This is a genomic window from Staphylococcus sp. GDX8P114P-2, from assembly GCF_017892945.1.
GTDB lineage: Bacteria > Bacillota > Bacilli > Staphylococcales > Staphylococcaceae > Staphylococcus > Staphylococcus arlettae.
Genome location: NZ_JAESMB010000001.1, coordinates 83,927 through 97,121, shown reverse-complemented (window position 1 = coordinate 97,121; position 13,195 = coordinate 83,927). Strand labels below are relative to the sequence as shown.

Annotated in this window: 12 protein-coding genes and 1 other annotated feature; all 12 genes read left to right on the top strand. The window is 36.6% G+C overall.

Annotated elements, in window-relative coordinates:
* Positions 1 to 20: 20 nt before the first annotated feature.
* The 12 genes from KA845_RS00455 (at position 21) to KA845_RS00400 (ending at position 13,168) form a co-directional block, all read left to right on the top strand.
* The gene (locus tag KA845_RS00455) at positions 21 to 587 is read left to right on the top strand and encodes a sigma-70 family RNA polymerase sigma factor (RefSeq protein ID WP_167868137.1); all 567 of its coding nucleotides are present in this window, start codon (positions 21 to 23) and stop codon (positions 585 to 587) included.
* 126 nt (positions 588 to 713) lie between these two features.
* Positions 714 to 857, top strand: a complete 144-nt coding sequence (rpmG, locus tag KA845_RS00450) for a 50S ribosomal protein L33 (protein ID WP_002509412.1) — start codon at positions 714 to 716, stop codon at positions 855 to 857.
* A gap of 93 nt (positions 858 to 950) precedes the next feature.
* A complete protein-coding gene (gene secE / locus KA845_RS00445; protein WP_103388465.1) occupies positions 951 to 1,130 on the top strand; it encodes a preprotein translocase subunit SecE in 180 nt (59 codons plus the stop codon).
* 14 nt (positions 1,131 to 1,144) lie between these two features.
* Positions 1,145 to 1,693 (top strand): transcription termination/antitermination protein NusG, encoded by a 549-nt coding sequence (gene nusG / locus KA845_RS00440; protein ID WP_002509414.1) that lies wholly within the window; start codon positions 1,145 to 1,147, stop codon positions 1,691 to 1,693.
* 157 nt (positions 1,694 to 1,850) lie between these two features.
* A complete protein-coding gene (gene rplK / locus KA845_RS00435) occupies positions 1,851 to 2,273 on the top strand; it encodes a 50S ribosomal protein L11 (protein ID WP_002509415.1) in 423 nt (140 codons plus the stop codon).
* A gap of 217 nt (positions 2,274 to 2,490) precedes the next feature.
* Complete coding sequence (gene rplA, locus KA845_RS00430; RefSeq protein WP_002509416.1) at positions 2,491 to 3,186, top strand: 50S ribosomal protein L1; 696 nt, start codon at positions 2,491 to 2,493, stop codon at positions 3,184 to 3,186.
* A gap of 87 nt (positions 3,187 to 3,273) precedes the next feature.
* Positions 3,274 to 3,416: a sequence feature (ribosomal protein L10 leader region), on the top strand.
* 73 nt (positions 3,417 to 3,489) lie between these two features.
* Positions 3,490 to 3,990, top strand: coding sequence for a 50S ribosomal protein L10 (rplJ, locus tag KA845_RS00425; RefSeq protein WP_002509417.1), 501 nt, complete (start codon positions 3,490 to 3,492; stop codon positions 3,988 to 3,990).
* A gap of 39 nt (positions 3,991 to 4,029) precedes the next feature.
* Positions 4,030 to 4,398: a 50S ribosomal protein L7/L12 gene (gene rplL / locus KA845_RS00420; protein WP_002509418.1), complete on the top strand. Its 369-nt coding sequence runs from the start codon at positions 4,030 to 4,032 to the stop codon at positions 4,396 to 4,398.
* A 231-nt stretch (positions 4,399 to 4,629) separates the two neighbouring features.
* Positions 4,630 to 5,241: a class I SAM-dependent methyltransferase gene (locus KA845_RS00415; RefSeq protein ID WP_002509419.1), complete on the top strand. Its 612-nt coding sequence runs from the start codon at positions 4,630 to 4,632 to the stop codon at positions 5,239 to 5,241.
* A gap of 201 nt (positions 5,242 to 5,442) precedes the next feature.
* Positions 5,443 to 8,994: a DNA-directed RNA polymerase subunit beta gene (rpoB, locus tag KA845_RS00410; RefSeq protein WP_103388464.1), complete on the top strand. Its 3,552-nt coding sequence runs from the start codon at positions 5,443 to 5,445 to the stop codon at positions 8,992 to 8,994.
* Between the two features lie 187 nt (positions 8,995 to 9,181).
* Positions 9,182 to 12,772 (top strand): DNA-directed RNA polymerase subunit beta', encoded by a 3,591-nt coding sequence (rpoC, locus tag KA845_RS00405; protein WP_167868140.1) that lies wholly within the window; start codon positions 9,182 to 9,184, stop codon positions 12,770 to 12,772.
* A 141-nt stretch (positions 12,773 to 12,913) separates the two neighbouring features.
* Positions 12,914 to 13,168 (top strand): ribosomal L7Ae/L30e/S12e/Gadd45 family protein, encoded by a 255-nt coding sequence (locus KA845_RS00400; RefSeq protein ID WP_002509423.1) that lies wholly within the window; start codon positions 12,914 to 12,916, stop codon positions 13,166 to 13,168.
* Positions 13,169 to 13,195: the final 27 nt, after the last annotated feature.

Below are 13,195 nucleotides of genomic sequence, written 5' to 3'. Positions count from 1 at the left end.
AACATATCATGAGAGACCATATGACAACTAAAAAGCAATCTGTAGCCCATGCCACTAATGAACATAATCAAACATTAGTAAACCACATCATTGCACAGGTCACACCTAAGATTAAAGCAAGTTTAAATTGCAGCTCAATTACTAAAGATAGTAAAGATGATTTGTTTCAAGACATTATCCTGAAGCTTTTACTCAATATAGCGCATTTTGACTTTAAGCAAGACACACCAATTGAACATTACATCAATAAAATAGTGAAAACAACAAAAGCAGATTACTTTCGACGACGCGCGTTACAAAATGTGCAACGGCAAGCATTAGTGCAAGAGTTTCGTGTGAATTATGAATCACGTACACAACAGCAAAATATTGAAGTGATTATATTACGTAATGAGTTGAAAACAATATTAAATCAGAGCTTCGAACGACTGACCATATTAGAACGTACTATTATGACTGATATGGTAAATGGCTATAAACCGCATTCTATTGCACAGCGTTTTAATATAGAACACAAAGTAGTCTATAACGGGATTCAAAGAGCAAAACGCAAAATTAAGCGTTATTTACTACTCTGGTGGCAATAAAATGTAGTACACTGAATATGGTGATATGACAACACGTGATACATTTTACAATAGTATTGATGTTTGACAATTGCTATATGACTTATGTATAGTAGATTGGTATTATAATGAATAAGGTGAGGTTTATTGAAAAAAGTACCGTTGAATTGTGAAGAATGTGGCAGCCGAAATTACAATTTACCCAAACACAACGATGCAACTACGAGACTTACATTGAAAAAATATTGCCCTAGGTGTAATACACATACACTGCATAAAGAAACAAAATAAATGTTAGTGTATTTCATATTAAGTAGCTGCAAACGCGAACGGATAACATAGTAGTAATGGATGACTCGAGTATAATGAGATGGAGGGTTTATAATGGCTAAAAAAGATGGTTTCTTTCAAGGCGTAAAGTCTGAAATGGAAAAGACAAGTTGGCCAACTAAAGAAGATTTATTTAAGTACACAGTAATTGTGGTTGCTACAGTAATCTTCTTTCTAGCTTTCTTCTATGCCTTAGACTTAGGAATTGGCAGACTTATAGAATTAATTAAATAGTGAGGAGTGACGACATGTCTGAAGAAGTTAGTGCAAAGCATTGGTATGCAGTGCATACTTATTCTGGTTATGAGAATAAAGTTAAAAAGAATTTAGAAAAACGTGTAGAATCTATGAATATGACAGAACAAATTTTTAGAGTTGTCATACCAGAAGAGGAAGAAACACAAGTTAAAGATGGTAAAGCGAAAAAGCTAACTAAAAAAACATTCCCAGGATATGTGTTAGTTGAATTAGTGATGACCGACGAATCTTGGTATGTTGTAAGGAATACACCAGGTGTAACTGGTTTCGTTGGTTCTGCTGGTGCAGGCTCAAAACCTAATCCTTTATTGCCTGATGAAGTACGTTTCATCTTAAAACAAATGGGCATGAAAGAAAAAACGATTGATGTTGAAGTTGATTTAGGTGAACAAGTACGAGTGAAATCTGGTCCGTTTGCTAACCAAGTTGGTGAAGTACAAGAAATTGAAGCGGATAAATTCAAATTAACAGTTTTAGTAGACATGTTTGGAAGAGAAACTCCGGTAGAAGTAGAATTTGATCAAATAGAAAAATTATAATAATTAAAAGGAAAATTACTATTGATTTCTAATATAGATTGATGGTATAATACTGTGGTCGCGCTTTAGAGCGTTCCATTTCGTCACGAAATGTAGAAGAGTGGGAGGGCAAAACTCAGTCCTGTGACCACATCACGATATCAAGGAGGTGCACATCGTGGCTAAAAAAGTAGAAAAAGTAGTTAAATTACAAATTCCTGCAGGTAAAGCAAACCCAGCACCACCAGTTGGTCCAGCATTAGGTCAAGCAGGTGTGAACATTATGGGATTCTGTAAGGAATTCAACGCACGTACTCAAGAAGATGCAGGTTTAATCATTCCGGTGGAAATCAGTGTTTATGAAGATCGTTCATTTACATTTATTACTAAAACACCACCAGCTCCAGTACTACTTAAAAAAGCAGCTGGCGTTGAAAAAGGTTCAGGCGAACCTAATAAAAACAAAGTTGCTACAGTAACTAAAGATCAAGTACGCGAAATTGCTAACAGCAAAATGCAAGACTTAAACGCTGCAGACGAAGAAGCAGCTATACGTATTATCGAAGGTACTGCACGTAGTATGGGTATCACAGTAGAATAATTATAACAATTAACATGAAACAGATAGACGGATAGTAGCAGATGACAGAGATGACAAACATGATCGCAGTATTCAACATTGTCGTAAATGAAGAAGTAGAACTGTTGAGGAAGTCTCCCAAAGTCCATACACACTTCACTGTTATCTGCTCTTAACTTGCGCAGGCAAGTAAACGTGGGAGGAAATTCCGCTAAAACCACTAAAGGAGGAACAATAAATGGCTAAAAAAAGTAAAAAGTATCAAGAAGCAGCTAGTAAAATAGACCGCCAAAAACATTACGATGTTGAAGAAGCTGTCGCATTAGCTAAAGAAACAAGCATCGCTAACTTTGATGCTTCAGTAGAAGTAGCATTCCGTTTAGGCATTGATACACGTAAAAATGACCAACAAATCCGTGGTGCAGTAGTATTACCAAACGGTACTGGTAAATCACAACGTGTATTAGTATTTGCTAAAGGTGACAAAGCAACAGAAGCAGAAGCAGCAGGCGCTGATTACGTAGGCGAAGGCGACTACGTAAACAAAATCCAACAAGGATGGTTTGACTTCGATGTAGTTGTTGCAACACCAGACATGATGGGTGAAGTTGGTAAATTAGGTCGTGTATTAGGACCTAAAGGTTTAATGCCAAACCCTAAAACAGGTACAGTTACTATGGATGTGAAAAAAGCTGTTGAAGAAATCAAAGCTGGTAAAGTAGAATACCGCGCTGAAAAAGCTGGTATTGTACATGCATCTATTGGTAAAACTTCATTTGATACTGATAAATTAGTTGAAAACTTCAGAGCTTTACAAGATGTATTAGCAAAAGCTAAACCATCTTCAGCTAAAGGGACTTATTTCAAATCTGTTGGTATTACTACAACAATGGGTCCTGGCGTTAAAGTTGATACTTCAGGCTTTAAACTATAATAAATCATATCTAATATAAATAGACTGAAAGTATTCCTTTCAGTCTATAAATAAATATTGACATATTACAATAAACCAGTTATATTGGTTTATGTGATTATTTTACCTAAGACAGTAGGAGTTATACATTAACTTAAAATTACATCCTGCCGAGGCTAAAATTGACTTGAACGTGAAGAAACTTTCAAGCACTTTTTGCCGTGGGTAGAAAGTGCTTTTTTTATTGAGTGATGCTTTTAACTCTTAAGCTAGAGTATTATTCAAAATTAAAAGCACCAAAATAAATTGTATGGAGGTGTCTAAATGTCTGCTATCATTGAAGCAAAACAACAACAAGTTGATACTATTGCTGAACAACTTAAAAACTCAGTATCTACTGTAATCGTAGACTACCGTGGTTTAAGTGTAGCTGAAGTGACAGAACTACGTTCACAATTACGTGAAGCTGGTGTTGAGTACAAAGTTTACAAAAACACTATGGTTCGTCGTGCTGCTGAAAAAGCTGGTATCGAAGGATTAGATGAATTCTTAGTAGGACCTACAGCTGTTGCAACATCTACTGAAGATGTCGTTGCGCCAGCAAAAGTACTTGCAGGATTCGCTAAAGAACACGAAGCATTAGAAATTAAAACAGGTATTATGGAAGGTAGCGTTATCTCAGCTGAAGAAGTTAAAACAGTTGGATCTCTACCATCACACGACGGTCTTGTATCAATGCTATTATCTGTATTACAAGCACCAGTCCGCAACTTCGCATATGCAGTTAAAGCTGTTGGTGAAGAAAAAGAAGAAAGCGCTGAATAATTGCGCATAAAAAACTTAACTTAATGGAGGAATATTAAAATGGCTAATCAAGAACAAATCATTGAAGCAATTAAAGAAATGTCAGTATTAGAATTAAACGACTTAGTAAAAGCAATTGAAGAAGAATTTGGTGTAACTGCAGCAGCTCCAGTAGCAGCAGCAGGTGCAGCAGGCGGCGCAGATGCAGCTGCTGAACAAACTGAATTTGACGTAGAGTTAACTTCAGCTGGTTCATCTAAAATCAAAGTTGTTAAAGCTGTTAAAGAAGCAACTGGCTTAGGATTAAAAGATGCTAAAGAATTAGTAGACGGAGCTCCTAAAGTAGTTAAAGAAGGCTTATCTAAAGAAGATGCTGAAGAGCTTAAATCACAATTAGAAGAAGTAGGCGCTACAGTAGAATTAAAATAATTCTAGCCTCTTAACTAATGAATAATTTTATATTGCAGGCCGAGAGTTACATTATCAAAGTGATATGTAAGCAACTTGCAGTCTGAGATTTTTGAGAAATGAAAACCCCGTTATCACTATAACGGGGTTTTATCTTTTGATTATCTTTAAAGGTCTACGTTATCATTTGAACTAAGCACTAGCTAAGATAATACATAATCCGCAATTTGTGGATTAAAATGAGGTGTAGTCATGAGCCACTATTATGATGCGAATCCTGAAGTTGAAAGTGATGAAACTGTTTTTACCTACTCCTACGATAATCATAATTTAAAACTAACAACAGATACAGGTGTCTTTTCGAAAGGGAAGATAGACTTTGGTTCTGACTTGTTAGTTACAACATTTTTGAAAGCAAATCCCCCTGGACCTACGAAAAATATAATTGATGTTGGATGTGGCTATGGGCCCATTGGCTTAATGGTTGCTAAAGTAGCACCACATCATCAGGTTACAATGGTAGATGTGAATCAGCGTGCGTTAGCATTAGCAAAGCGCAACAAACAAAAAAATCACATCGAAAATGTTGAAATTGTAGAAAGTGATGGTTTAACTCAAGTAGAGGACGCTACGTTTGACTTTGTGTTAACCAATCCACCTATTAGAGCAGGAAAAACTGTGGTGCATCAAATACTAACGGACGCCAGTAGTAAGTTGAAACAAGAAGGCGCGCTCTATGTTGTTATTCAGAAAAAACAAGGAATGCCTTCAGCGAAGAAGAAAATGCAAGAAGTATTTGAAAACGTAGAAGTAGTAGAAAAAAGTAAAGGCTATTACATTTTGCGAAGTGTAAAGCTTGATTAAAATACTTGATTCTGATATAGTTATAGAATGTAAAAATTTATGTTCAATAAGTGTGTACTTTTACGTATAAAATAACAATGTATATTGCTAATATAGTAAATAGAAAATGGTGTCATAAGGAGTGCTACCGTTTTCTTTTTGTCTTATTATATTTGGTTATTTATCAAAAGTAAACACACAATTTTTGAGGGGTGAATCTGTTTGGCAGGTCAATTTGTCCAATATGGAAGACATCGTAAACGTAGAAATTATGCGAGAATTTCAGAAGTATTAGAATTACCGAACTTAATCGAAATTCAAACGAAATCATATGAGTGGTTCTTAAAAGAAGGGTTACTAGAAATGTTCCGTGATATTTCACCGATTGAAGATTTCACAGGTAATCTGTCTTTAGAGTTTGTAGATTACAGACTTGGTGAACCAAAATATGATTTAGAAGAATCGAAAAACCGTGATACAACGTATGCTGCACCACTTCGAGTGAAAGTACGTCTTATTATTAAAGAGACTGGCGAAGTAAAAGAGCAAGAAGTGTTTATGGGAGATTTCCCATTAATGACAGATACAGGTACATTTGTGATTAACGGTGCAGAACGTGTTATCGTATCACAACTTGTTCGTTCACCATCCGTTTACTTCAACGAAAAACTAGATAAAAATGGTCGTACGAACTATGATGCAACTATCATTCCTAACCGTGGTGCATGGTTAGAGTATGAAACAGATGCAAAAGATGTTGTATATGTACGTATCGACAGAACTAGAAAGCTACCTTTAACTGTGTTATTACGTGCTTTAGGTTTCTCTACAGATCAAGAAATCATCGATCTATTAGGAGATAATGAATATTTACGTAACACACTAGAAAAAGATGGTACTGAAAATACAGACCAAGCTTTACTAGAAATTTATGAACGTTTACGTCCTGGCGAGCCACCTACAGTAGAAAATGCTAAAAGCTTATTATATTCACGTTTCTTTGATCCAAAACGATATGATTTAGCAAGTGTAGGTCGTTATAAAGCAAACAAAAAACTACATTTAAAACATCGTCTGTTTAATCAAAAATTAGCAGAACCGATTGTTAATGCTGAGACAGGTGAAATTGTAGCTGAAGAAGGCACAGTTTTAGATCGTCGTAGCTTAGATGAAATCATGGATGTTTTAGAAGCAAATGCAAATAGTGAAGTATTTGAATTAGAAGGTACAGTAATTGATGAACCAGTTGAAATTCAATCTATCAAAGTATATGTACCAAATGATGAAGAAGAACGTACTACTACAGTAATTGGTAACGCGTTCCCTGATTCAGAAGTTAAATGTATTACACCAGCAGATATTATCGCATCTATGTCATACTTCTTTAACTTATTAAGTGGTATTGGCTTTACTGATGATATTGACCATTTAGGTAATCGTCGTCTACGTTCAGTAGGTGAATTATTACAAAACCAATTCCGTATTGGTTTATCAAGAATGGAACGTGTGGTTAGAGAAAGAATGTCTATTCAAGATACAGACTCAATCACACCACAACAATTAATCAACATTCGTCCAGTTATTGCATCTATCAAAGAATTCTTTGGTAGTTCACAATTATCACAATTCATGGACCAAGCTAACCCATTAGCTGAGTTAACACATAAACGTCGTTTATCAGCATTAGGACCTGGTGGTTTAACACGTGAACGTGCTCAAATGGAAGTACGTGACGTACACTATTCTCACTATGGCCGTATGTGTCCTATCGAAACACCAGAGGGACCAAACATCGGTTTAATTAACTCACTATCAAGTTATGCACGTGTAAATGAATTTGGCTTTATCGAAACGCCGTACCGTAAAGTAGATTTAGCAACAAACTCAATTACAGATCAAATTGATTACCTAACTGCTGATGAAGAGGACAGCTATGTGGTAGCACAAGCCAACTCTAACTTAGATGAAAATGGTAAGTTTTTAGATGACGAAGTTGTTTGTCGTTTCCGCGGTAATAACACAGTTATGGCTAAAGAAAAAATGGACTACATGGACGTATCACCTAAGCAAGTAGTTTCAGCTGCAACGGCATGTATTCCTTTCTTAGAAAACGATGACTCTAACCGTGCATTAATGGGTGCGAACATGCAACGTCAAGCAGTACCGTTGATGAACCCTGAATCACCTTTCGTAGGTACAGGTATGGAACACGTAGCTGCTCGTGACTCTGGTGCTGCAGTTATTGCAAAATACAAAGGTCGCGTTGAGCACGTTGAATCTAATGAAATCCTAGTTCGTCGCTTGATTGAAGAAAATGGTCAAGAATACGAAGGTGAATTAGATCGTTATCCATTATCTAAATTCAAACGTTCTAATACTGGTACTTGTTATAACCAACGTCCAATCATTGCAAAAGGTAATGTTGTGACAAAAGGTGAAATCCTAGCTGACGGTCCTTCAATGGAATTAGGTGAAATGGCCTTAGGTAGAAACGTAGTTGTTGGTTTCATGACTTGGGACGGTTATAACTACGAGGATGCTGTAATCATGAGTGAACGTCTTGTTAAAGATGACGTTTACACTTCAATCCATATTGAAGAATATGAATCTGAAGCACGTGATACTAAATTAGGACCTGAAGAAATTACGAGAGACATTCCAAACGTTTCGGATAACGCACTGAAAAACTTAGATGATCGCGGTATTGTCTATGTTGGTGCCGAAGTTAACGACGGTGATATTTTAGTTGGTAAAGTAACGCCAAAAGGTGTCACAGAATTAACTGCTGAAGAGCGTTTGTTACATGCAATCTTTGGTGAAAAAGCACGAGAAGTTCGTGATACTTCATTACGTGTACCTCATGGTGCAGGCGGTATCGTGCTAGATGTTAAAGTCTTCAATCGTGAAGAAGGAGACGACACACTTGCGCCAGGCGTAAATCAATTGGTACGTGTTTATATCGTTCAAAAACGTAAAATACACGTTGGTGATAAAATGTGTGGACGTCACGGTAACAAAGGTGTAATTTCGAAAATTGTTCCTGAAGAGGATATGCCTTATTTACCAGACGGTACGCCAATCGATATCATGCTAAATCCATTAGGTGTGCCATCACGTATGAACATTGGACAAGTACTTGAATTACATTTAGGTATGGCTGCGAAAAACTTAGGTATTCATGTTGCATCACCAGTATTTGATGGTGCCAACGATGATGATGTTTGGTCAACTATTGAAGAAGCAGGCATGGCTAGAGACGGTAAAACTGTACTTTATGATGGTCGTACTGGTGAACCATTCGATAATCGTATTTCAGTTGGTGTAATGTACATGCTTAAACTTGCGCACATGGTTGATGACAAGTTACATGCGCGTTCAACTGGACCATATTCACTTGTTACACAACAACCACTTGGTGGTAAAGCACAATTTGGTGGACAACGTTTCGGTGAAATGGAGGTATGGGCACTTGAAGCATATGGTGCTGCTTATACATTACAAGAAATCTTAACTTATAAATCCGATGATACAGTAGGTCGTGTGAAAACATACGAAGCTATTGTTAAAGGTGAAAATATCACTAGACCAAGTGTTCCAGAATCATTCCGCGTATTGATGAAAGAATTACAAAGTTTAGGTTTAGACGTTAAAATTATGGATGAACACGATAATGAAATCGACATGCATGATACAGAAGATGAAGAAGCAACAGAGCGTAAAGTTGACTTACAACAACAAGGCGCGCCAGAATCACAAAAAGAAATCACTGACTAATTGTATTTAAGACTAAATAAAGAATAAATTCACAGGTTGTCGTACATAGCGCGTTTATCGTGCTATGTATACGCAACTTGACACTTTTATTATTCATTTTGTTGATATAAGCCAATCAATCAATTTGCACAGTTAATCTAAATTGAAGGAGGTAGGCTCCTTGATTGATGTAAATAATTTCCATTATATGAAAATAGGACTTGCTTCACCTGAAAAAATCAGATCTTGGTCTTTTGGTGAAGTCAAAAAGCCAGAAACAATAAACTATCGTACACTTAAACCAGAAAAAGATGGTCTTTTCTGTGAAAGAATTTTTGGACCTACAAAAGACTGGGAATGTAGTTGTGGTAAATACAAACGTGTGCGTTATAAAGGCATGGTTTGTGACAGATGTGGTGTGGAAGTAACTAAATCTAAAGTGCGTCGTGAACGCATGGGACACATTGAATTAGCAGCACCAGTATCACATATTTGGTATTTCAAAGGTATCCCAAGTCGTATGGGCCTTTTATTAGATATGTCACCAAGAGCATTAGAAGAAGTTATTTACTTCGCGTCTTATGTGGTAGTTAACCCAGGACCAACAGGTTTAGAGAAGAAAACATTACTTTCTGAAGCAGAATACAGAGAGTATTATGATAAATTCCCAGGCCAATTTAGCGCTAAAATGGGTGCTGAAGGTATTAAAGATTTATTAGCAGAAATAAATTTAGATGATGAATTAAAACACTTACGTGATGAGCTTGAATCAGCTACAGGGCAAAGATTGACTCGTGCTATTAAACGTTTAGAAGTTGTTGAATCATTTAGACATTCTGGTAATAATCCTGCTTGGATGATTTTAGACGTATTACCAATTATTCCACCAGAGATCAGACCAATGGTTCAATTAGATGGTGGACGTTTTGCTACAAGTGATTTAAACGATTTATATCGTCGTGTTATTAACCGTAATAACCGTTTAAAACGTTTATTAGACTTAGGTGCTCCTGGCATCATCGTACAAAACGAAAAACGTATGTTACAAGAAGCAGTAGATGCTTTAATTGATAATGGTCGTCGTGGCCGTCCAGTTACTGGTCCAGGTAACCGTCCATTAAAATCATTGTCACATATGTTAAAAGGTAAACAAGGTCGTTTCCGTCAAAACTTATTAGGTAAACGTGTTGACTATTCAGGCCGTTCTGTTATTGCAGTAGGACCTAGCTTGAAGATGTACCAATGTGGACTACCTAAAGAAATGGCATTAGAATTATTCAAACCATTCATTATGAAAGAATTAGTACAACGTGAAATTGCAACGAATATTAAAAATGCCAAAAGTAAAATTGAACGCATGGACGATGAAGTATGGGATGTTTTAGAAGATGTTATCGTAGAACACCCAGTATTACTTAACCGTGCGCCTACACTTCACAGATTAGGTATCCAAGCCTTTGAACCAACATTAGTTGAAGGTCGTGCGATTCGTTTACATCCACTTGTAACGACGGCTTATAACGCTGACTTTGATGGTGACCAAATGGCTGTTCACGTACCTTTATCTAAAGAAGCACAAGCTGAAGCACGTATGTTAATGTTAGCTGCACAAAATATCTTAAACCCTAAAGATGGTAAACCAGTTGTTACACCATCACAGGATATGGTATTAGGTAACTATTATTTAACATTAGAACGTGCAGATGCTGTGAATACAGGTACAATTTACAACGATACTAACGAAGTATTAAAAGCGTATGCTAATGGTTATGTGCACTTACACACACGTATTGGTGTGCACGCACAATCATTTAATAATCCAACATTTACAGAAGAACAAAATCGTAAGATCTTGACAACATCTGTAGGTAAAGTGATATTTAATGAGATTATTCCTGATTCATTCGCCTATATTAATGAACCTTCACAAGCTAATTTAGAAGATAAAACACCAGATAAGTACTTTGTTTCTGCAACTGAACTAGGTGAAGGCGGATTACAAGAATACTTCAAAGATCAACCACTTGTTGATCCATTCAACAAAAAATTCTTAGGTAATATCATTGCCGAAGTGTTCAATCGCTTTAGCATCACTGACACATCAATGATGCTTGATAGAATGAAAGACTTAGGATTTAAGTTCTCTTCTAAAGCGGGTATTACTGTTGGTGTATCTGATATTGTGGTATTACCAGACAAGCAAGATATTTTAGATGAACATGAAGAATTAGTTGAACGTATTACAAAACAATTTAATCGTGGTTTAATTACTGAAGATGAGCGTTATAACCGAGTAGTCGAAATTTGGACAGACGCCAAAGATAAGATTCAAGGTGAATTAATGCAGTCATTAGATAAAACAAACCCTATCTTCATGATGAGTGACTCTGGTGCCCGTGGTAACGCATCTAACTTTACACAGTTAGCAGGTATGCGTGGACTCATGGCTGCGCCATCCGGTAAAATTATTGAGTTACCAATTACATCATCATTCCGTGAAGGTCTAACAGTATTAGAGTACTTTATTTCTACTCACGGTGCGCGTAAAGGTCTTGCCGATACAGCACTGAAAACTGCCGATTCAGGTTACCTTACTCGTCGTCTTGTTGATGTGGCTCAAGATGTTATTGTCCGTGAAGAAGATTGTGGTACAGACCGTGGTTTACTTGTTTCAGACATCAAAGAAGGTACTGAAATGATTGAACCATTCATCGAGCGTATCGAAGGTCGTTATTCTAAAGAAACAATTCGTCACCCTGAAACAGATGCAATTATCATCCGTCCAGACGAATTAATTACTGCAGATATCGCTAAACAAATTACAGATGCTGGTATTGAAGAAATGTATATCCGTTCAGCATTTACATGTAATACACGTCATGGTGTATGTGAAAAATGTTACGGTAAAAACCTTGCTACAGGTGAAAAAGTCGAAGTTGGTGAAGCAGTTGGTACAATTGCAGCCCAATCAATCGGTGAACCTGGTACACAGCTTACAATGCGTACATTCCACACAGGTGGGGTAGCAGGTAGCGATATCACTCAAGGTCTTCCTCGTATCCAAGAAATCTTTGAAGCGCGTAATCCAAAAGGACAAGCGGTAATCACTGATATCGAAGGTACGGTAGAAGACATTAAACTAGCGAAAGACCGTCAACAAGAAATTGTCATTAAAGGTAATAATGAAACTAGATCTTACCTTGCTTCAGGTACTTCAAGATTGAAAGTAGAAGTTGGACAAGCAGTAGAGCGTGGAGAAGTATTAACTGAAGGTTCAATTGAACCGAAAAACTTCTTATCTGTTGCTGGCTTGAACGCAACTGAAAGCTACTTACTAAAAGAAGTTCAAAAAGTTTACCGTATGCAAGGTGTTGAAATCGACGATAAACACGTTGAGGTTATGGTAAGACAAATGTTACGTAAAGTACGTATCATTGAAGCAGGCGATACGAAACTATTACCTGGTTCATTAGTAGACATTCACAACTTTACTGATGCTAACCGTGAAGCGTTCAAAGAACGTAAACGTCCAGCAACAGCTAAACCAGTATTATTAGGTATTACGAAAGCATCTCTTGAAACTGAAAGCTTCTTATCTGCGGCTTCATTCCAAGAAACAACTCGTGTCCTAACAGATGCTGCAATTAAAGGTAAACGTGATAACTTACTTGGCTTGAAGGAAAATGTTATTATCGGTAAATTGATTCCAGCAGGTACAGGTATGAGACGTTATAGAGACGTTAAATACGATAAAGCTGCTCCGGAACAAGAAATAGAAGAAGCTATTATTACTGAATAACAAGGTGTATAAAACATAGTGACCGATGCCTTAATCGGTCACTTGTTTTTTTGATAATAAAGTCTATTTATAGTTGACGTGACACCATGTAGATGTTACTATTATTAAGGTTGATGCAAGCAGAACTTTGGAGGATATTTTATGTCTAATGAAAAAGTTGCACGCTTTAACAAACAACACTATGTTATTGGTCAGAGACAGACGCTGAAAGCGCTGAGCAACGATCAAGTTACATCATTGATTATCGCTGAAGACGTAGAAGTTTATGTACTTTCTCGCGTGTTAAGCCAAATCAATCTACAAACAATGCCTATATCATTTTTTGCGAGCAAACAAGCTTTAGGAGAATGTGTAGGGATTAATGTTAATGCTTCTATTGTTGCATTACTAAAATGAGATTAGTGAGAAGATATTCTTACTAAA